The sequence below is a fragment of the Amycolatopsis sp. w19 genome (assembly GCF_051373225.1).
GTDB lineage: Bacteria > Actinomycetota > Actinomycetes > Mycobacteriales > Pseudonocardiaceae > Amycolatopsis > Amycolatopsis japonica.
In genome coordinates, this window is sequence record NZ_JBPQFM010000006.1 from 77695 (window position 1) to 98624 (window position 20930).

A 20930-nucleotide genomic window follows, 5' to 3' on the forward strand; every position below is an offset into this window, starting at 1 on the left:
CACAGGCTCGATCTTTCAGCCCGTACGACTCTTTTGACGCGCGGGCGAGCCATTTCGAAGTGAACGATCGATGAACGGAAGCCGTCGGTACTTTCTGTCGAAACCTTGGGGGATAAGGAAAATCAGATCACGGACTGCTCCGAGACCGGCAGGCACACGGTGAACCGCGTGTCACCCGGCGCCGAATCGACCCGCAGGTCGCCCTGATGCCGTTCGACGACGATGCGCCAGGAGATGTCCAGGCCGAGGCCGGTCCCCTGCCCCACCGGTTTCGTGGTGAAGAACGGCTCGAAGATCCGCTGCCGCACCTCCGCCGGGATACCGGGTCCGGTGTCGCCGATCTCGACGTGCACGTGATCGTCCACCCTGGACGTCCGCAGGGTCAGCGTGCCCTCGGTTCCCATGGCGCCGAGCGCGTTGTCGATGACGTTCGTCCACACCTGGTTCAGTTCGCCCGCGTACGCCGGGATCCTCGGGATCGTGTGGTCGTACTCCTTCACCACGCGGATCCCCGGCGCGATCTTGCCCGCCAGCATCACGAGGGTCGAGTCGAGGCCTTCGTGGACGTCGATCCACTGGTGCGGGGCGCGGTCCATCTGCGAGTACTGCTTGGCCTTGCCGACCAGCACCGAGATCCGGGTGGTCGAATCCTCGATCTCGCCCATCAGCATCTCGGTCTCGAGCGCGTACGCGAGCCAGCGGACGGCGCCGTCGAGGAAGGTCTCGCCGACCGCGTCGAGCAGCCGGTCGAGATCCGGCACCGTCAGCCCGGCGCGGACGTAGATGTCGGCGAGATCCCAGCCCTGGTCGATACCGTGGTCGTCGAACCAGTCGCCGATCTCGTCCTCTCGGTCGGCCTGCTGCATGGCGGTCAGCTTCGGCGCCGACGCGACCTGTTTGACCAGCTGTTCCTGGATGTCGAGCAGCTGCTCCAGCAGCGTCGGGTCGACGTTCTTCTTCGCCAGCATCGCCAGTTTGTGCCGCATCCCGGCGACCCGCTCCCGCAGCGACGCCGTCGCGCGGACGGCGGCGGCCGCAGGATTGTTGAGCTCGTGGGTCAGCCCGGCGGACAGTTCGCCGAGCGCCAGCAGCCGCCGTCGCGAACCGATGACGGTGTCGCTGTTGCGCCAGCCGAGGTACATGCCCTCCAGCAGATGCGTCGCCATCGGGAACCAGCGGCGGAACTCGGTGGCGAACTCGGCCGCGGGCAGGGTCAGGAAGGTGAGGTCGCTGACCGCGTGCACCGAAGCGCCGTAGGTGTGCTCGGTCTCCTGGTGCACGAAGAACTGCGTCGCGCCGCAGTACGCGCCGCGCTGGTCGGACCGGATCGTCTCGACCTCGGTGCCACCGACGAGCCGCGTCATCCGCAACGCGCCCGACAGGAGGAGATAGAAGCAGGTGGCCGGTTCACCCTCGCGCATGACCGTGGTGCCGCCGGTGTACTGCTCCAGCACGGCGTGCTCGTCGATCCAGTCGAGCTGCTCCTCGCTGAGATGCTCGAAGAGGAAGAGCCCGCGCAGTTCTTCCCTGGGCAGAACGCTCATTGCTCCTCCAGATAACGGTGGACCAGGGTGACCGCCATGGCGCCTTCGCCGACGGCCGACGCGACACGCTTAACCGACGCGGCCCGGACGTCGCCCGCCACGAAGACGCCCGGGATGGACGACTCCAGGTAGTGCGGGTCGCGATCCAGCGGCCAGCCCGGCGGCGGGCCGCCGTCGGTGAGCAGATCGGGCCCGGTGCGCACGAAACCGTGGTCGTCCCGCTGGATCTCCGTGCCGAGCCAGTCGGTGCGCGGGGCGGCGCCGATGAAGATGAACAGGTGTCCGGTGGGCACGGTCTCGGTCGCGCCGCCGTTCTCGCACAGCGTCAGCCGTTCGAGGTGATCGTCGCCGTGGGCCTCGACCACGGTGGTCCGGGTGCGGACGTGGATGTTCCCGATCCCGGCGATCTGCTCGATCAGGTAATGCGACATCGACGCTTCGAGTGATTGGCCGCGGACGAGGATGGTGACGTCGGCGGCGTGTTTGGAGAAGAACACGGCCGCCTGCCCCGCCGAGTTCGCGCCGCCGACGATGTAGACGTGCTCGCCCTTGCACTCGGGCGCCTCCGTCGCGGCCGAGCCGTAGTACACGCCGCGGCCGGCGAGTTCGGCGACGCCGGGAGCCTCCAGCGCCCGGTAGGTGACGCCGCTGGCCAGCACCACGGAATGCGCGGAGATCTCGGTCCCGTCGCCGAACACGACCACGCGCGCGGAGCCGCGTGCCTCCAGGCCCACGACGTCGCGGGCGGTGAGCACCTCGGCGCCGAACTTGAGCGCCTGCCGCCGCGCGCGGTCGGTGAGCTGCGCGCCGGAGACACCGTCCGGGAAGCCGAGGTAGTTCTCGATGCGGGAACTGGTGCCCGCCTGCCCGCCGGTCGCCTTGCGCTCGACGATGACCGTGCGCAGGCCCTCCGACGCGCCGTACACGGCCGCCCCGAGCCCGGCGGGTCCGCCGCCGATCACGATCAGGTCGTAGAACTCCTGGGTGGGCCGGGTGGAGAGGCCGACGGCGTCGGCGAGTTCCGGACCGGACGGCTGGCGCAGCACCGTGCCGCCCGGGGTGACCAGCACCGGGATGTCGTGCGGCGCCGCGTCCGCCGCCTCGAGGATCCGGCGGCCCTCGTCGTCGTCGACGGAGTACCAGCGGTACGGCACGGCGTTGCGCGCCAGGAAGTCGCGCAGGTGGAACGACGGCGAGGAGTACCGGTGGCCGATGAGCTTGATCTCGTCGACCGGCCGCTCCCCCACCGCGCGCCACGTCTCCACCAGCGCGTCGACGACCGGATAGAGCTTCTCCTCCGGCGGGTCCCACGGCTTGAGCAGGTAATGGTCGACGTCGACGACGTTGATCGCCTGGATCGCCGCGTCGGTGTCGGCGTACGCGGTCAGCAGCGCGCGGCGCGCGTTCGGGAACAGGTCCATCGCCTTCTCGAGGAAGACGATGCCGTCCATCTGCGGCATCCGGTAGTCGGCGAGGATCGCGGCCACGGCGTCGCCGCGCAGCTTGATCTCGCGCAGCGCGTCGAGGGCGTCGGCGCCGGAATCGGCCCGGATGATCCGGTAGTCCTTTCCGTACCTTCGGCGCAGGTCACGGGCGACCGAGCGGGATACGGCGGGATCGTCGTCGACGGTCAACAGGATCGGCTGGCTCACCGGATCAGCCTATTACGTTCGGTCCATGCCGACCGAAGCCGAAAAAGTGATTCACGCCCGTACCGCCGTCGCGTGCGAAGCGGCCACCGCCGCGAGGCTTCCCGGCCGTTTCGAGGCTTGGCGTGACGACGGCCTGCTGGCGGTGCTGGCCACGGCGCCGGACCTGCGGTTCCTGCGCACGATCTCCGGGGTCACCGAGGAGAACCTGCCGCGGGCCGTCCGGCTGGCCAGGGCGTCGTGCTGGGACGGCGACCCGCCGACGCTCGTGCTCCCGGAGGGCTTGGTCCCCCACGGCACCGGTCTCGTGCCCGCCGGGGTCCGTCCGATCGCGACTCTTCCGCTCACCGATCTCGCGGCGTCGGACGCGGGCATCGACGACTCTCCCGACATCGACGTCTTCCTCCGCGTCCTGCTCGACGGCTACGAAAGCGGAGACGCCGTGACCGCGTTCATGGCCGCCGAGCACACCGACCCGCGGATCCGGCGGTCGCTGCTGGTCGAGGACGGTGTGCCGATCTCCGCCGCGGCCCTGAGTTCGCACGGGACCGGCGTCCTCCTCGGCGGCTCGGCCACGCCACGAGCCCACCGCGGCAAGGGCGCGCAGGCCCGGCTGCTCCTCCACGGCCTGGCGACGGCCGCTCGCGAGGGTCACCGGTTCGCCGTCGCGACCGCGGTGGAAGGTTCGCCGAGCCTGTCGAATCTGCGCCGCGCCGGAGCCCGGGTCCACTCGCGGCGGGCCTTCAGGCTTGGGTGAGTTTCCGCAGCCGGAAGGCCAGGACGAGCAGCATCACGCCGTACAGCAGGGCGTAGATCCCGACCAGGAGGGCGATCCCGTACGCGCCGGCGATCGGGTTGAACACGATCACGATGCCCGCGATCAGGGACAGCGCGCCCGCCGCGATGAGGAACGCCTCGCCCTCGATCTGCTTGCGCAGCCGGATCGCCGCGACGATCTCGACGATGCCGGTGAAGATCGCCCAGAAGCCGACCAGAAGGGCCAGCACCAGCACCGTGATCCCCGGCCAGATCAGGACGAGGACACCGGCGATGATCCCGAACGCGCCGAGGACACCGTAGGCGGCGCGATGAGCGGCGTCGCCCGGCCGGAAGGCCTGCATGATGCCGCCGATGCCGTCGAAGATGGCGTAAATGCCGTAGAGGATCGCGAGGGCCAGCACGGTCGTTCCCGGCCAGATCAACGCGAGAATGCCGAACAGGATGGCGAAAACCCCGCGCACGGCGGCGAGCGGCCAGGCCAGGCGGGGTTCGACGACGGTGAGACCGACGAGAGGCATGTGCCGAGTATCGGAGCGCCCGCGCGGGAGCGCGCGGCACGCCACCCGTTGGGGTGAGGCCGGTGCGCGCCGCGACCGCCATCACGGCGCGCACCGGGGTCATCAGGGATAAGCGACCAGATTGGCCACGTTCGATCCCGAATTGGCCGGTCCACCGCGGTCGTTGATCACCCGGGCGATGGTCCCGTTCCCGCCGAGGGAGACGGCGACCATGCTGCGGAACCGGACGTTCGCGTTGTTCGGCACCTCGATCGCACGATCCGCCACCACACTCGGATTCACGTTGAAGAAGCAGTAGCTGCCGAGCCCGTAGGCCTCGTGGTTCGTCACCGAATCCGTCACCTTGTAGGCCGCGTAACCCCGCGTCGAGCCGTTCATCCAGGCGGCCTGATTCGGTGGGTCGTAAGGCATTTCGTTCTGGTAGAAGTACGTCCGGCCGCGTTCGCCGGTCCAGATCGTCTGGTACCTCTGGTAATGCTCGACGAACAGGCCGTACATCGTGACGTCATCACCGTTGACGATCAGGCCCGTGTCGGCGGTGTTGGTGTTCCACCCGACCCCGCTGCCGTGGTCGGCGCGCCAGATCCAGAGGTGGTCGCCGATGACGTCGTCGCTGTTGACCACCAGGCTGTTCGTGGCCTTGCCGACGCCCGCCCCGCCGATGCGGAAGAACACGTCGTGCAGCGAAGTCGGGTTGGCCGCGTGGTCCTGCGCGGAGTTCGCCGGGCCGACCTCCATCAGCGTGGTCGAGTTCGTGGTGCCCGCGTCGATCAGCACCCCGGCGATCTTGACGCCGTCGACGTCGGCCACCGTCATCGCCGTGATTCCGTTGTCCGGGATCAACGTCGCCAGGCCGAGGCCCAGCACGACGGTGTCCGGCCGGGTGACTCGCAGCGTCTCGTTGAGGTGGTAGACGCCCGGTGTGATCAGGAGGTCCTTGCCTTCGGCGAGGGCCGCGTTGATCTGCGACGCCGTCGTGCCGGGCTTCGCGATGAAGAACCGGCTGATCGGCAGCGAGGATCCCGGCTGGCCGGCGCCCCACGTGATGCCGGAGGCGTTGGTGCGCTTGGAAGGCGCGAAGACCTGGTACGCACCCGCGGCGTCGACGTAGAGGAACGGCTTCTCCCGCACGACCGGTGTCGTGTTCACCGTGGTGTACGGCGGAGTGGGGAAACTGGTCGACGGCGCGCCGCCGACCCCGGCGAACACCATGTTCCAGTTGGAGCCGCTCCAGCTCCCGAACTGCGAGTTGCGCGAGATCCACTGCTGCTGCGAGCCGGACCGCACCTGACCGTCGACCTTCACGTCGGACATCCACCCACCGCTGGACCAGCCGCCGTCGTCGAGCTGCAGGTTGCCGCGGACATGCATGCGGCGGTACGGCGCAGCCTGCGAAACGGCCCACCGATCGGTGCCGCCGTTGGGGTTGACGGACAGGTTTTCCGCGCCACGCCAGAAGTTCTGCGTCGCGTTGCCCTGGAACCAGTCGGCCTCCGCGTGCACCGCGCCGTTGATCGTCACGTTGTCGGGAGACAAGCCGAGCCCCAGCACCTGCGTGTAGAACCCGACGTTCACATCGACGTTGTACGAGCCCGGCTTGAACAGCAGCGCCTTCCGGTTCGAGCCGAACTGACTGGTCTCCTGCTGCGAGAACACGCTGTTCACTTGCGACTGGATCGCCGACTGCGACATCCCCGGATCGAAGACGAGCACGTTCGGCCCGAGGTCGGGATTCGCGGTGCCGGTGACAGGGGTGAGCCGGAAGGACTGGGCGCCGGTGCCGTTGCAGGCGTACTGCTGGAGCTGGGTGCTGTCCTGGGTCGAGAGGCCCGGGATGTCCAAGCACTTGCCGCTGTTGCGGCTCACGAAGTGATACGTCCCGCCCGATTCCTCGACCGGCTGCCACTGCTGGTTGTTCCCGCCGCCGTAGGCCCACAGGTGGATCAGCCCACCGTCGGCCGTCGACACCTCGGCGACGTCCCACACCTGCGCCGGGGCATTACGGGTGTTGACCCGGTAGTAGCCGCCCGAGGTGGGCTGGAACTGCCACTGCTGGGAAAAGGTCTGGTTGCAGGCGTACTGCTGGACGACCGTCCCGTTCGCCGTCCCGGCGGCGCGCGCGTCCACGCATTTCCCGCCGGTGGTCGACACGGTGTACCAGGTGTCGGGAACGATGGCCGCCTGCGCTGCCGGAGCCACCACCAACAGTGCTCCGACCAGGGAAAACAGGGCTATCAGGGCTGCTCTGGCCCTCATCAGGATCTCCTCCGCGTCATTCGGGCAGGGCGAGCTGAGGCGGAGCCCAGTGGAGACGCGGCGTAGCGGGCGGAGACCTCGGCGTCACGATGCCCGAAAACGTAACGGCGGTCACACGCGGAGTCAATACACGGCTAAAAATAAGTCGCAAAGATGCAGGTCAACGACGTTTGCCTGACCCATGGGCGCATAGAGTGACCCCCGCGTGAACGGCCTCCGCGGGCGGTGTAATGTATGGACACACGAGATGCGGAGTGCAAATCCGCTCCGGGGCTATGGCGCAGCTGGTAGCGCACCTCACTGGCAGTGAGGGGGTCAGGGGTTCGAGTCCCCTTAGCTCCACAACACGAAGACCCTCCCGAATCAGCGGAACTTCCGCAGGTCAGGGAGGGTTTTCTCGTTTGACCGATGATCTTCGGTGATCACCTCAAGATCCGCCGCGGATCGATTCAGGAACCTCAACTGGAGGATTTCTGGAGGATCGATCTTGCTGCCCTGCCTACTTCATGATCAGCAACAGGCGCCACGCCGAAGGCACGTGGAGCGCGCGGTGAAGCGAGGCAGGAAACCTCTCAGCTGCCGCAGGTTCTCACCCCTGCTTTCCCACCACCGCGGCGCGGTGGGGGTCAATGAGCGTTCAGGCAGTTCCGGCCGGCTGTGGCGCATTCGGTCGGCCAACAGCCATGCGTGCTTTGCGCCAACGGCGCTCGAGATTCGAACCGCGCAACATAGTACGACTGACGTCGGACAGAGAATAGTCGCAGTTCAAGCAACACACTCCGCGAAGGCATGATCAGGCCGCAGCAGACTCCGCTCAGGATCGTGGCCGCCCGTGAGTTGTCGACCTACAAGACCGGCCCGGCTGTGACCGGGTCGTGAGGATCCGCCAGCCTCCAGCGACGCCCATCCGCCTCGAAGAACGCGCGGTCGTCATCCTGTTCGGAAGGCACGACGCGTGCGCTCACCCATTGCCCTTTGACTTCCGGGACGGGAAGACCGAGAGCCCCCGCGACCGCCTGATTTCGTGGAGAGCCATTGAGCACGACGATCCCATCGTCCACCAAGCGTCGTTTGGCGTCGCGGAGGCGCTTCACGCTGTCCCGTTGGAGAGCGACGGTGTCGACCACGGTGTGACTGATCCGTTTGCCCTGTACCCGCCGCAGGAGTTCATCGATTCTCGCTTGCCCCGAAACCGGGGCGAAGATCGCCACGACATCCGATTGCGGCAACCGGGCGAGCACGTTCTCCGGCAGGGCGGCATCCCGCTGCAGCCAGCGGACTTCCTCCAGGCTGCCCTTGCTGAGCGGCGCCTTCCTGTCTCTCTGCACGTTTCCGAGCAACATGTTCTGCCTGGGCCGCACGAGGCCGGCACTCCAGACGGATGTTCGATCGTCCGCGGTGATGAGAAGGCAGATCCCGTCGACCGCTTCCCGGGGAATGAGCCAGCCGCTCGGCCGCACCGAATAGCGTACGGCGAACTCGACGCCGTCGAGTTCGAATTCGGCGACGTCGCCGGATCCCAGCCCGAACTCCTTGCCGACGCTCAAGGCGACGAGTGTTCCTGTGGCTCCTTTCTCGGCCTTCGACAGCTGCGTCCATTGAAAACGGCCCGTGTGACCGCCATCGAGCTGCTGGTCGAGGACCCGGCGCAGGCAGGCGGCCATTCTGCGTCCGTCGGGATCCATCGTCCGGAACTTCGCTTCCAGGGCGTCGAGCGCGGGATCAGAAAGCGAGCCATCAGAGTTCGTCGGTTGGGCCGGTCGTGGAGGGCCGGCTTCGTCGCGTTGCGCGGTGACCTGTGGGATCTCCCGGTCAAGCACCTTCGTGTCGGTCGAACCGGCCGGAGGCGGCGGCGACGTGTCGAGAAGGCCCAATACCGAAGTCAAGCTGGCGAAAGCCCGGAACGCGCTCTTCTCCGCCTCAGCCCGGAGCTTACGTTCCTCGATCAGTTCCTGCTGGACGTTGAGCAGCCGCAATCGGACCCTGCCGAGCTCGGCGGCGACGATTGCGAGCCGGTCCGACGGCTCCTCGGGCCGGACCGGCGTCGGATCCGCGGCCGCCTTCCGCATCAGCCGCGACGCCGTGGTCCGGATCGCTTCCTGATCGTTCGCCGGCGTGCAGAGCTCGATGACCGCCTCAATCAGTGCGCGCTGGTTGCCCAGGCCCTCACCGTTGAGCCTTCGCTGAACCGTGGCGTGTGCGGGTGCGCCGGCCGGGAAATGCCTCTCCTCGAAGGCCGCGCAGAGTCCGCGGACTGACATTCCGGCCCGCCGGAGCTGCTCCTGCAGCAGCTGCGCCAGTGTGTTGATCTCCTGGGAATCGCCACGGCACCGGCCCCGCGGCCGTCCCTGACGTGCGGCCATCGCCTCGTTTGTCTCGCAACAAGTTGAGTTGTCTCAGAGAGAAGTTTACCCAGCAGGCCGGTCGCGGGCAGAGTCGGCGTCATACGGCGAGTCCGCCGAACCCGTCCTCACCTCATCCAGGAGCACCCCGACATGCCCTCCCGTCCTCATCTCTACGACCTGCTCGCCCTGCTCACGGTGGTTGTCGCCGGAGTTTCGCTCTTCATCGCCGGGGCTCGCGCCGCCGACCTCAGCACCGCGGCGCTGGCGATGTCGAACCTCTACGCCCGGTGGAATATGCGTGGACATAACCGGCTCGACTCGCCGCGTCGCGAGGTGCGGTGACCGGCAGGGTCACTCGCCGTCGAACCAGTCCTCGAGCGTCGTCGTGGCCAGGAGCTCCGCTCCCACGTTCTCCTGGACGACCCGCTTGCCTGAGCGAGCGATGATCAGGCAGGACGCGCCGAGTTCCGCCCCCAGCCACGAGCGAACCCACTCGACGGTCGTCTCGCTCATCCGGGGCGGAGTACGGGTCCGCCGCCTCTCGCCCTGGCCGAGCGCCAGGCGGTACAGGCCGCGAGCCGGTCGCAAGTCCTCGAAGCCCAGCTCGGCGGCGCACTCCCAAGCCGACCTCGCGACACGGAACCCGCCTGCGTCGATGTCACCGAAGTACCAGCACGCGACCGGTCTTTCCCCACCGGCGGCCAGTGCCCTCAACCTCGTCCGGACCTGATTCCCACCGCCCCAGACGATCTGCCCTGTGAAGCCCAGCCGCTCCGCCCGACGCGCCAAGGAGACGTATGTCGTGTAATTCTCGATCACCAGACACGGACCTTCGCCGAAGACACGGCGCTCCACCGGCGGCCAGCAGGGTTCACAGCGCAGGAGGTCCAGTGTCAGCCGCCCTGGACTGAACAGCGGGCCGAACAGCCGGGACTCCAGCTCTTTGTCGTCGCCGGTGATGTCCAGCGACCGCTCCCGGAGCGGGACGATCATGCGACGGCGGAGGGGCAGCCAGGCGTTCACGAGCGCGAGGAACGCGCGTTCCGAGGCGCTCCACTCTCCGAACTCGTCGCCGATCGCCACCCATTCGAGATCGGCGTGCCAGATGATCGCCTCCCGCGTCTCGCCCCGCCACGGCCGGACCTCACATCTGGTCACATAGGCTGGCAAAGGCGGATCGGCGCTGCGGTCGAACCTCGTGCGTGGAGCGGTGATCACGCCGTCGCCGACGAGCGATGTGATCGCGGAGAGCACCCGTCGGCGCCATCCCACGGAGACCGCGGCCGTGCGATCCACGGTCGCCGCGGCGGCGAGAACCGTCTCCAGTGGTACCCGGCGAGGACCGTGCTCGCGGATCACCGCCGCGATCGCCTCGGCCAGTTGAGGTTCCTCAGGGCTCATGACGCACCGACGAGACGACATCGACCAGCTGGCCTCCGCCGGTGGACGAGTTGTCCAGGTCGTTCGACACGTAAGCGCGTCCGGGCCGGGTCACCGACGGCCGTTTGTGCATCGCGGCGATCCGCGGGAACGCGGTGACCGCGCCGAGGTCGCCGATGCCGGTCAGGAACACCAGCTGGACGCCGTTCGCCTTGGCGACCCGCCGCTGCAGGTCGAGGAACGGCAGGTAGTTGGCTTTCCCGAGCGGGTTGTCCAGGGGCACCAGGCCGCCCGCCGAACCCGTGCGGTGGCCGGTCCGCTGTTCGGTGCGCAGCCTGGCCAGGACGCAGAACAGCACCAGGGAGGCGGTGAGGTTCTCCCCACCGGACCATTTCCGCATGTCTTCGACGGGGGTACGCCCGGTCGGCTGCTCCGGGGCCGGTTTGAGCACCGACGCGCGGAAGCCCGCGCTGACCGAAGCCTCGGTCGCTCGCCAGAGCAGTTCGGTTGGATCCAGCTCGATCTTGACCTTGCTCGCGGACACCATCCGGTCCACCAGCTCGCCGACGCGCAGCGAGACCTGCTCACGCGTCGGGTTCTGCTTGGCGTCGACGGAAAGGAAGCGGTATCCGGCCCAGGGCCCGATACCCTCCGGAAGTTCCGACAGTGCCGACGCCCGGCCGAGCAATCGCAGCGCGTCTTCCACGAGGTCGCCCAGCCGGGACACCACGTTCTGCTTGTGCTCCTCGACCTGCGCGAGCTGCCTCGTGATGGCCTGCTGACGGGTCTCCAGGTCGTCGGCGAGTTCGGTGGCGCGGTCGGCTACCCGGTCGTAGAGCCCTTCACCGCGGAACAGCTCCCGGAGACGCCGCACCGCCTGACCGTTTTCGTCTTCCGCCACCGCGGCGAACCGGTCGTCCGCCGCCCAGTCCCGAAGCCGCTCGGCCTGCTGGGACCGGTTCGTGACGAACCCGGAGTATTCGCTTTCCCTCGTGTCGAATTCGGCCACCAGCCCGTTGACCTTGGCGCGGATCCCGGCATCGTCGTCCGGCACGAGCCCCGCGGCCACCTCGGCGGGGTCGACGTCGCGGAAAAGGTTGGCCTGGTCGCGAAGCATCCCGACCGAGCGCGCCGCTTCGTCTGCGGCACGTCCAGCGTCGTCACGTTCTCTCTCCAACTGGCCGGCGGCCATCTGAAGGACGGTGGCCTGTTCGTTCACCTCGGCCGCTCGCCGTAGCGAGTCTTCGCGGTCCTCTGGCTCGCCGACCTGCTCGGTATGGCGAGCCCTGCCGCGCGGTGTCGCGTTTCGGAGTTCAGCGCTTGCTTCGCGTTCTTCGGTTTCGGCAGAGCCGAGCTTCCGTTCGGTCACACTCTGTTCGGCCCGAACCCGGTCCAGTGCCTCTCGGCGAAGCTCCCGCTCACCGGCCAAGCCCGACTCCGCAATTTCAGACGCGCGAGACCGGACCGCGACGACGTGCCGTTCCCAGCGTTCGGCGACAGCGCGGACCGCCCGCTCGGCCTCCGCTTCCGCTCGCCGGAGTTCCGCTTCCGGGAATCGCCGCCGTACCAATTCGTCGACTTCGAGTGCAGCGGCTTCGGCAGCCTCCACACTCTTCGTCGTCGAGGACGCCTGTGCGGACAACGTCGCCCGGGTCGCGGCCCACCCGCGCCGGCTCCCTTCGAGGCCGCGGATCTCACCGCGCAGGTGCTCGATCCGTTCCTCGGCAACCGTGAATGCCTCGTCCGCCGTCGCCTCCGCCTCCCGCTCGACCTCCTGCAGGCTCGGAATGGCTTCCAGCCTCGCGCTCGCGGGATTGACGAACGTCCGCTCCTCTTTCGTAAGCTCTTCGATCCTGCGCAAGGCGGCCTTGAGCTCGGGGAGACGGACTCGCTGCGCGGTGAGCTCATCGATCACGTCGGCTCGTTGTGCTGTCAGGTCTCCCAGGTGCTCCTCGGCCGCGCTCGCTTCTGCCTCCGCGTTTCGGAGCGCGGACTCCGCCGTCCGCACCTCCCGCCGGAGACCGGCGACTCCGTCCTCGGGAAACTCCCGGACAAGTGCCTGGATCCCGGCGATCTTGGTGGCTTCGTCGCCACGCTTCCGGTCGAGGTCCCGAAGCCGGCCACGACCGTTCTCCAGCCGTGCCGCGCGACGGCCGAGTTCGGTAGCCGCGGCATCCACGTCGTACCGTGCTCTGGCCGGGCCGAGGACGACGTACGGCGCCCGAGAGGTCTGAAATGCTTTCACGGAAGCGATGACGACGACGTCGTCCACTTCTGCTTCGATCGACGCGGCGGCCGCGGCCGGATCACCGTAGACGACGACTCCGTCGACCACCTCGGGAATCTCGGCGATCTTCGCCGGTTGATCCGCCGCGGTGACGTGCTCCGCGAGGTAGCGCCATCCGGAGAAGGCCGTGATCCCCGCCTGGTCGAGTTTCGAAAGGACGGTCGTGACGGCGGGACGAGGAGGCAGCAGCCTCTGCACGTTCAAGCCGTGAACCGCGTGCTCGTCCTGCGCCACCGCGGTGCGCACGTCCAAGATCTCGGCATCCGTACTCGCCACCGATTCGGCGAGGAGGGCGATAGCGTCGGCCGCCGACTCGGTTAGATCGACCGAGTCCGTTTGGAGGAGCTGCCGGAGCGTGGGATCGTCGCCCAGTTCCGCCGAGCGTGTCTCAAGTCCGGTGAGCCGGGTACGAAGCGCATCGAACAGTTTGCCGGCGTTCTCCCTGGCACGCTTCAGTTCGTCGTAACCGGACGCCGCGACGGACAGGGCGTTGTCGAGCGCCAGCCGCTCCCCCGCCAACCGTTCACAAGCCCGTTCGCATTCGCTCTGCCGCCGTCGGAGCCGATCGACCGCGGTCTCCAGCCGTTCGTTCGGTTCGAGGGCCCCGTCTTCGACGGCTGAGGCGATGGCCGCCTGGTGGCGGCCGATCCGCTCGGTGAGTTCGCGATATTCTCGACCCAAGTCGACATATCGGTCATGGGCGGTTCTGCTCGCACGCCCGGCGACCGCCTTCTCCTCCTGTGTGGTCCGCACCGCCCCGTTGAGTTCGGTGAGCTGGCGCCGGGCTCTCTCGACGGCGTGCTCGAGAGCTCCCGCCCATTCCGCCTGGGCCGCTTCGAAAATCTCGAGCAAGGGGCGCGCGTCCTCGGCCGCCGCGGCCAGGGCCTGTCTGCGAACCAGCAGAGTCGCGCTCGCGTCGTCCAGAGCGGCCTTGTCCTCGACGGCTTGCCACGCGGCCGCGTCGAGAGCGAGCTTCCCGGCCAACTCGGTGGCCTCGCGAACACCGGCTCGCGCGGTCCCCAGCCTGAACACCGCGGCGAGCCTCAGGTACTCGTCTCGCTGCCTGCGTGCCATGTCCGCTTCGGAGCGTTTCTCACGGAAGCGCTCATCGAGGACCGCTTGGCGTCCTCGCTCAAGGTGTTCCAGCCCCGCCGCGGTGTCAGCGGCGTCCAGCAACGCCTTCTTGAAGCCGGCGACCCGCCTGCGCACTTCGTCCCGCGCGGCTGTCGCGGCGACGACCTTCTTGTGGGCCTCACCCAAGAGGACCACTTTGGGCCGAGCCTCGGCGCAGAAGTCACGTTCGGCCTCGTAGCCGGGACGCTTGGCGATCTCCACGGCCGTTTCCGACAGCAGATCACGCACCGGCGCCGTCCGGTTGCGGTCGCTGACGAACCGGAGCAGATACCGGACGAACGCTCCCGGTGAATCGATCCCGTCGAACAACGCGTCGATACCCCCTTCAGTCGCGTTGACCTCGGTGAAATACCGGAACAGCTCGGGATCGAAGCGCCGCTCCCGGAGCGCCTGGTGCCACTCGGAAATCGTCGAGCCGGCCACCACGACGTTCACCCCATCGGCGGCTAGTCCGCTGAGATGCTTACGAAACGCCTCGCGGTCGTAGCGTCCACCGGTGCGGAAGGTGAACGGCAGTTCGTCGAGCGACGACCCCTCGATCGCCGGTTCCGGGTTCACGCACCACCACGTACGTTTCAGGCCGTCCTTTCCCGGACCGTTGTAGTCACGTGGCCTCACCCGCCCGTCCCATTCGTAGATCGCCCCGGTCAGCAGAAGCCGCCCCTCGGGATCCGCCCACTCGGCGACGACATGCGCGGTGTCGCGGCTCTGGACCAGGTCCTCCAGAGTGCGTTTCTTCGTCCTGGTGGCGAGGAAGTCACGGCGGTCGGGCAGGATCACCGCCAGCAGCAACGACAGCATGGTGGTTTTCCCCGCACCGTTGCGCAGCCACACAATGGTGTCGGCGGGACCGCCGTCAGCATCGGTCAGATCGACCAGCAGATCCGAGAACCGGTTGTCCGGCACACCGATCGAATCGAGGTAGAACCGGCGAAGTCGGTACACCTAGTCACGCTCCTCTTCCGCTCGGCGTGCGCCGGCGAGCACCGCGAACACGGCGTTTTCGGTCACTTCGGCGAGCCCGATCCGGAAGCGGTCGTTCAGCTGATAGGCCTCGCCCCGTTCATCGTCGAGTGCGGCTTCTCTCCGGGCCCGGCCGTTCGCCACGAGGTGCTGCAGCAATGCGTGGACGTAGTAGCGCCGGTTATCTCGGCTCCGGCCGCTGTCGTTCACCGGGACCTCGGGCAGGTCGCACCACAACTTGGCCGCCTCGCCCAGTTGGCGGCTCTGGACTTGACCGGACTCGTCGACCTCGTCCGCCGCGGCCCTCGCGTGCCGGCTGAGGAACCGCAGCAATTCGGCGGAACGCACGCTCGGGCTCCCCGAGTCGAGCAATGCCTCGCCGTTCGGATAGGCGTAGGCGGCCAACCCGACCAGGACCAGCCCGAAACAATATCTGTCCTGCAGTTGCTTCGGCCCGGTTCGCCGCAGCAATCCGCTGTTGTCCAGAGTCACGGCGAAGGGACCGTCGGAAGCACCGGTGAGCAAAAGGCCGAGCTGCGTCGGCAGATGAACTCGAATCCCCAGTCCACCGGCGATCCGCGTCACGACCTCGGCGAACTCCGCGTCCGTGCGATACCGGTCCAGCAAGGCACGGTACGGACTGTCCGGAGTCGGGCGTTGTTTCGGCACGAGAGCGAACCGCAGCAGCGAAGCGGCCTCGCCGACATCGGTCAGGTTCATTCCGCTCCCATCAAGTCGGCGGTACTCGCGGCATCGATGCGATCGAACGCGAGGGGAGAAGCCAGGAGCAGATCCGGACCGGAAAATCTCGGATCCTCCAGCGGAGTGCCGTCTTCGACCGCAACCAAGGCCGCGATGGCGGCGGCCAGGTCCGGTCGCGCCGGTTGCTCATCGGAAACGGCTTCCGTGCTGTTCACGAAGACGTACAAGGCCGCTCCCCACAAAATGTCGAGCAGCCGGACCGGTTCTTCGACCCGATCGCCTGCCTCTCGCCCGGCGGCGAGGATTCCGGACAACCGTGCCGGGCTGTGCGCGGCGGCGAGAAGGATCTCGGTGGCGCACACGGCGATGTCGTCCGGAATCGAGTCCTGGGCCGTATCGCGCAGCTCGCCCGGATCGTCGACGTCCGGTGAGCGCATCTCCCGCACGGTCGGCTCCCGGAGCAGCTGGCGAAGCAGATCGTCGAGACCCCACTGCGGCAGCACGTGCGGCGGTGACGTCCCCGCGATCAGCACCTCCACAAGCGCCTCGAACTCGGGATCGTCGGCGAACAAGGCGGGGGTCAGGACCTGCGCGCCGAGATCGATCGCGGCGGCGAGGCCATGCGGCTGGAACCGCTGGACTTCCTGCGCGGCGAGAAAGACCGGGATGGCCTGCTGGAGAAACAACTCCAAGCGGACCCACACGTCCTGTCCTCGCCCCACGGTCTCCTCGATGAGGCGGCAGACCCCGGCCGCGGCCGGATCCTCACCCGCCCGCCGGGCGAGGTCCCGGAGCTGCCGGTCCTTGTCCAGCTGCTGACCGACCTGGCCGAGCACCTCCGCCAACCAGGTGGGCATCGCACCGGCCCAGTCGACACTCCGGATGTCGCGGCGGGTGTCGTCGAGCTTCTCGCGCAGGCTCGCCGACAACGCCTGCGCGGTTCGGGTCGCCTGCCTGGCTGTCGCGAGCGCCTTGTCGAACTCCTTGGCCGACATCTGGATCTCGACCATGATCTTCAGGGCGAGCGCCTGATCGGCCAAATCGGTGTTGAGCGCCTGCAGAAAAATGAGAATGGCTTGGTCGGTCGCCTTGACCGCGATTCCCTCGATCTCCTCGGTGACCGTCAAGAGCTGGAACCGGAAAGGGATGGCCTCACTCCACTCCTCACCGTTGACGACCGGTTCACGCCACAGAACCTCGTGCGGGCGTCCGTCGTTGAGCAGTGTCATCAGCACCAGCTTGGCCACCTTCGTCCACGGCCGTGCCTCGTCGTCCGGGCTCATCCGGCGTGCGGCGAGCGTCACGTGATCGACGATCGCGGCCGGGCTGACCGAGCCCTCCATACTCGCCTGGTTCAGGACGACGAAATCGATCAAGCGGAGTGCGAGCTGCGGCAGGTCGTAGCGACGATGGTCAAATCCCGCGCGAGGGGCACCGCGGTTCACCAGCTCGAAAACCGGTTGAAGCAGCTGCAAGGCCTTCCATCGGCCGTGCAGATCACCCCCGGCCCGATCGCCGGCCGATCCCGTCATCCATTCGCCTCCCGCCACCTCCATCCTGGAGTCGTCCGGCTCGCACCGGGCATTACATCCTGGCCGCCCATCGCGGCTGTTTTCTTCACGGCGAGGTTTCGTTCTTGGCCTGGTCCGGGTTCGAACGTTCGAACAAAGGACCTGCCGCCCGTCCGCTCACGAAGATCGTCACGACGGACACAGCGCCGACACCGAGGGCGACACCTGCCTGAATCGGCGAATGCGCCTTGCTGGACTCGGTCGCGACCACCGCGAAGACCACCAGCGAACCGAACCCCAGCAACGCCATGAAAGCACGGAAGGTCGAACCACGCCACCAGCTCGACCTGCGACTCACCCTGGACGCCCGGTGCTGGCTTCGTCTCCCGGTGAGGCAACGCCGTGTCCACCGCTGTCTCACGTTCCTCGGGTTCCAGTCTGAGCGCGAAGAGGACCCGGCGCACCGCAGGCTCGCGCGGTTCCGCGCTCTCGCCGGACTCCAAGTCATGAATGATCTGCACATCGACTACGGCCAGCTCGGCCAGCTTCTCCCGGGTCATCCGCGCGTCTTCTCGCCTGCGCTCCAGCAGCGTGGCCAGCCCGGTGCTCACAAGTCGAGGCCTTTCGACGCGGATCACCCTTTCTGAAAACTCTGTCGTCACCACGGTGACCCGCTGGTCGGCTACTCGCGTTGTGCTCCGTTCGGCCGATCGAATACACCTATCCGGTGATGACCGATCAATAGAAACCGCGTAACAATCTGAAACAGGCTGGCGACTCTCGAATCCATCAGCACGCGATGCCGAACAAGGACGACGAGAGAAGGAACCCCGCATGGCCGCAATCGCAACGAGTACCCGCCCCGAGGAGACGAGGGCCACGCGATCGAGCGCTTCCCAACGGGCAAGTGGGTTCGGTGCCGCGTTACGCGCGCTGCGTGCCGCGCCAGAGTCCGCGAAGGTCAGGCCTGAACAACTCGCGATTCTCGAGACGGAGTACCGATCCGCGTGTCACGAGGCCGATGCGCTGTTCGAACACGCGCCATGGTGCAGCAGCCCCGGGGACAAACCCGCCGCACATAACTGCGTGGGCGGGGATGCCCCGTACATCGACGGCATGCACGGGTTGCTGGCCGGAGACCCGGTACCGACTGTCAGCGCGTGCGCTTGGGCCCGTGAGGAAGACGGACTGCAGTCGGTGTCGATCCACCTGCTGTCCGACGGCGACGCGGACGGAGGCGAGGGCTGGTTCAGCGCGGACGCCGCTAGGGCGCTGGCCGCTCAACTCAACGCGGCCGCTGACCTGATCGACGGAGGTGCTGCATGACCGACACCGACGAGAAGATGACGTGGATCGGCGCGCCCGAGACAGTACCTTGTCCGCCTTGGTGCGGTGGCAGGCACGACGAAGCCCATCCGGTCGACCGCGTGCACTGGTCGGTCGAGTCTCTGGCGTTCGAACCGGTGCTCGCCGACGCGGAGTTCGAACGCATCGGCGAGGAAACATTCGAGGTTCCGCTCCGGCTCCTGGTGACGATGACCCAGGGCTTCCGTGAACTCGGTCCACGAGTGACGTTGGCTCCGGAGAGCACCGTGCACGGCAAGGGATTCGCCTTCACCTTGACTGAAGCGGAAAAGGTCGCGCGCGACCTGCTGCGACTTGTCGAAGAAGGTCGCGCGACACTCGCCTGAAACGGAAATGGCCCGGAAGAGCACCGAGCTTGACGTAAGAGAAATCGATTCGACGGGTTCGCCCACCCCGGATTTCCCCTCGGCAGCTTTCGGAACGCGTCAGGATTTCCAGGGGCCGAGCTGCTCCAGCCGGCGACGCTGTTGAAGCGTGGTGGGCGCGTCGAGGGCTGGTAGTGAGGGGTCAGGGGTTCGAGTCCCTTTAGCTCCACAGTACGAAACCCTCCCAAATCAGCGGATTTTCCGCAGGTAAGGGAGGGTTTTCTTGTTCGACCGTCGATCTTCGGTGATCACTTGAAGATCCGCTGCGGGTCGATTCAGGAACCTCTGCTGGAGGATTTCTGAAGGATCGATCTTGTTGCTCTGGCTGCTTGATGATCAGCAACAGGCGTCAGGCCGAGGGCACTTGGGGCTCTTGGCGAAGCAAGGCAGGAAAACCCTCAGCTGCCGCAGGCTCTCACCCTTTCTTCCCCCACCGCGGCGCGGTGGGGGTCAACCAGCTTTCGTGCAGATCCAGCCGACTGTGACGCATTCGGTCGGCCACCAGCCGTGCGGGCTTTGCGCCAGCGCCGCTCGAGACAGCGGAGTAAGCGTCGCTCGACTTCAGGGGCGACATGGCTATAGGTCTCCACGATGCGGTTGTCGAGCCGGTGCCCGAGCCGTCGGGCTTGGGCGATCTCGGGGATACCGTCGGCGATCATCCATGTCTTGTGGCTGTGCCGGAGTCCGTGGAACGTCAGCCCCGGCCGAACCGGTTCGATCGGCACAGCAGCGTCGGGACGTTGAAGGTTTCCGTCCACCGCGGGGCGGAAGACTCTTCGATCGAAGTCACTGCGGCGCAACCAGCAGCGACGCGGACTGGCGAACACGAAGTCATCATCGTGACCGTCCAGGTGATCCCGCAACTGATCGATCAGGAACGGTGGCAGCGTGATGGTGCGTGCCGACGCGGGCGTCTTGGGCGGCCCGAGCCAGAGCCGGTGGTTGCCCTCATGCAAGCAGCCGGTGTCCGGATCGATGACGATGCAGCCGTCGTCGAGGTGCGTGTTGACGCGGCGCAGCCCGGTCAGTTCGCCCCAGCGTGCCCCGGTCCAGCCCGCGGTCACCACCAACAGCCCGTAACAGTGGCCGCCGAGTAGCTCAGCGTTGTCGGAGATCCGGACGACTTGCTCGGGCGTGGCCCAGATCCGTTCCGCGGGAACAGGCGACCGCTCACGGCGCCGACCACGTCGCGCTCTCCTGCGCACGGGATTGACGGCGATGAGCCGCTCGTCGACAGCGTCGTCAAGCATCATCGAGAACACCGTGACAATGCCAGCCACCGTCGACCGGGCGTAACGGCGCCGCAACTCCTTGATCCACAACGTCACCGCCAGGGCGGTGATATCGCCGACCGCGGTACTCCCCCACCGCGGCTCGATCTGGTTACGGATCCGGCTGCGATAGTTCTCCTCGGTGCGGACCTCCACGTCGAGAGTCTCGGTCCACAAGGCCACCCAGGCGGACACGCTGGTCTTCGCCGCCTGCGGATCCAACCAGATACCACGCCGTTGATCGGCCTCAATCTGATTGGCATAGTCATCAGCCAACTTCTTGGTACCGAAACCAGAACGCGACCCGATCCTGCCGTCAGCCGTGGGATAACGGACACGCCACGAGCGCGGGCCGATCTTCTCTGTCCAAGCCATACCAACCTCCCGGACGCCAACGTCGAAAATGGACAGACCCGGTATGCGCCACCGTTTGACAGTTCGCAACTCGGCTACTACCCGTGCAAACGCGATGAAGGCAAGGAACGCAACGCCACGTCGATGAGCTGCAGATTCCTTCGGATTACAAGTCCCCTCCACCGCAAGGTCAGCCAGTGACGCAAAGGGTCGAGTTTCGGCCATCTGTGCAGGTCAGCGCAGGTCTTGCGTTCCATCCAAGTGCCAGGCTGTATCGGGCCGTGTCGGGCTCTACTTCGGCAACGGAGCCCAATCGGAGACGGCGCAAGCGCGGCCTCGCCGCTCTACAGCGGATCCCTGCCATCAACGAGTCCACGGTTACCCGGCAGGGTCACTAGGTGACGCTGGAGCACTGGCCGGCGGTGGCGAAAATGGGATCACAAGAAATGCCTCAGCAACGTCCTCTGAACAGGTAGACAACCAGAGGCGCTGCCCAGGCCGCGCGC

General features: G+C 67.1%; 15 protein-coding genes, 1 tRNA gene and 1 pseudogene. 5 read left to right on the forward strand and 12 right to left on the reverse strand.

The window, feature by feature from the left end; translation table 11 throughout:
- Positions 1–122 precede the first annotated feature (122 nt).
- Both ACSMFO_RS15195 and ACSMFO_RS15200 read right to left on the reverse strand, forming a co-directional pair.
- Positions 123–1544 carry an ATP-binding protein gene (locus tag ACSMFO_RS15195; protein WP_038518070.1) on the reverse strand — a complete coding sequence of 474 codons (1422 nt, stop codon included), beginning with the start codon at positions 1542–1544 and terminating at the stop codon, positions 123–125.
- Complete coding sequence (locus ACSMFO_RS15200; RefSeq protein WP_436459075.1) at positions 1541–3196, reverse strand: FAD-dependent oxidoreductase; 1656 nt, start codon at positions 3194–3196, stop codon at positions 1541–1543. The genes ACSMFO_RS15195 and ACSMFO_RS15200 overlap by 4 nt, the downstream gene beginning before the upstream one ends.
- Positions 3197–3221: 25 nt before the next feature.
- On the opposite strand from ACSMFO_RS15200, the gene ACSMFO_RS15205 reads away from it, so the two are divergent.
- Positions 3222–3950, forward strand: coding sequence for a hypothetical protein (locus ACSMFO_RS15205; protein WP_436459076.1), 729 nt, complete (start codon positions 3222–3224; stop codon positions 3948–3950).
- Here the strand turns inward: ACSMFO_RS15205 and ACSMFO_RS15210 are convergent.
- Together ACSMFO_RS15210 and ACSMFO_RS15215 are read right to left on the reverse strand one after the other, a co-directional pair.
- Positions 3937–4491 (reverse strand): HdeD family acid-resistance protein, encoded by a 555-nt coding sequence (locus tag ACSMFO_RS15210; RefSeq protein WP_038518076.1) that lies wholly within the window; start codon positions 4489–4491, stop codon positions 3937–3939. The genes ACSMFO_RS15205 and ACSMFO_RS15210 overlap by 14 nt on opposite strands.
- 102 nt (positions 4492–4593) lie before the next feature.
- Positions 4594–6747 (reverse strand): RICIN domain-containing protein, encoded by a 2154-nt coding sequence (locus tag ACSMFO_RS15215; protein ID WP_038518079.1) that lies wholly within the window; start codon positions 6745–6747, stop codon positions 4594–4596.
- Between the two features lie 269 nt (positions 6748–7016).
- Between ACSMFO_RS15215 and ACSMFO_RS15220 the strand changes: the two genes are divergently transcribed.
- Positions 7017–7089 (forward strand) — tRNA-Ala (locus ACSMFO_RS15220).
- 503 nt (positions 7090–7592) lie between these two features.
- Here the strand turns inward: ACSMFO_RS15220 and ACSMFO_RS15225 are convergent.
- Positions 7593–9110 (reverse strand): NaeI family type II restriction endonuclease, encoded by a 1518-nt coding sequence (locus ACSMFO_RS15225; protein WP_436459077.1) that lies wholly within the window; start codon positions 9108–9110, stop codon positions 7593–7595.
- Between the two features lie 132 nt (positions 9111–9242).
- On the opposite strand from ACSMFO_RS15225, the gene ACSMFO_RS15230 reads away from it, so the two are divergent.
- The gene (locus tag ACSMFO_RS15230) at positions 9243–9434 is read left to right on the forward strand and encodes a hypothetical protein (RefSeq protein ID WP_436459078.1); all 192 of its coding nucleotides are present in this window, start codon (positions 9243–9245) and stop codon (positions 9432–9434) included.
- Between the two features lie 9 nt (positions 9435–9443).
- On the opposite strand, the gene ACSMFO_RS15235 is transcribed toward ACSMFO_RS15230, so the two are convergent.
- The 6 genes and pseudogenes from ACSMFO_RS15235 to ACSMFO_RS15260 form a co-directional block, all read right to left on the reverse strand.
- On the reverse strand, positions 9444–10493 hold the full coding sequence (locus ACSMFO_RS15235) for a Wadjet anti-phage system protein JetD domain-containing protein (RefSeq protein ID WP_436459079.1): 1050 nt from the start codon (positions 10491–10493) through the stop codon (positions 9444–9446).
- The gene (locus ACSMFO_RS15240) at positions 10483–14838 is read right to left on the reverse strand and encodes a hypothetical protein (protein ID WP_436459080.1); all 4356 of its coding nucleotides are present in this window, start codon (positions 14836–14838) and stop codon (positions 10483–10485) included. Before ACSMFO_RS15240 ends, ACSMFO_RS15235 begins: the two co-directional genes overlap by 11 nt.
- A complete protein-coding gene (locus ACSMFO_RS15245; RefSeq protein ID WP_436459081.1) occupies positions 14839–15576 on the reverse strand; it encodes a hypothetical protein in 738 nt (245 codons plus the stop codon).
- On the reverse strand, positions 15573–17090 hold the full coding sequence (locus ACSMFO_RS15250; RefSeq protein WP_436459082.1) for a hypothetical protein: 1518 nt from the start codon (positions 17088–17090) through the stop codon (positions 15573–15575). Before ACSMFO_RS15250 ends, ACSMFO_RS15245 begins: the two co-directional genes overlap by 4 nt.
- Positions 17091–17175: 85 nt before the next feature.
- On the reverse strand, positions 17176–17379 hold the full coding sequence (locus ACSMFO_RS15255) for a hypothetical protein (RefSeq protein WP_436459282.1): 204 nt from the start codon (positions 17377–17379) through the stop codon (positions 17176–17178).
- A 115-nt stretch (positions 17380–17494) separates the two neighbouring features.
- Positions 17495–17905: pseudogene (locus ACSMFO_RS15260) on the reverse strand (helix-turn-helix domain-containing protein); the annotation flags it as partial.
- A gap of 250 nt (positions 17906–18155) precedes the next feature.
- Here ACSMFO_RS15260 and ACSMFO_RS15265 point away from each other — a divergent pair.
- Both ACSMFO_RS15265 and ACSMFO_RS15270 read left to right on the forward strand, forming a co-directional pair.
- Complete coding sequence (locus ACSMFO_RS15265; protein ID WP_436459083.1) at positions 18156–18395, forward strand: hypothetical protein; 240 nt, start codon at positions 18156–18158, stop codon at positions 18393–18395.
- A complete protein-coding gene (locus ACSMFO_RS15270) occupies positions 18392–18760 on the forward strand; it encodes a DUF6907 domain-containing protein (RefSeq protein WP_436459084.1) in 369 nt (122 codons plus the stop codon). Before ACSMFO_RS15265 ends, ACSMFO_RS15270 begins: the two co-directional genes overlap by 4 nt.
- A gap of 437 nt (positions 18761–19197) precedes the next feature.
- On the opposite strand, the gene ACSMFO_RS15275 is transcribed toward ACSMFO_RS15270, so the two are convergent.
- Positions 19198–20445: a tyrosine-type recombinase/integrase gene (locus ACSMFO_RS15275; protein WP_436459085.1), complete on the reverse strand. Its 1248-nt coding sequence runs from the start codon at positions 20443–20445 to the stop codon at positions 19198–19200.
- Positions 20446–20930: the final 485 nt, after the last annotated feature.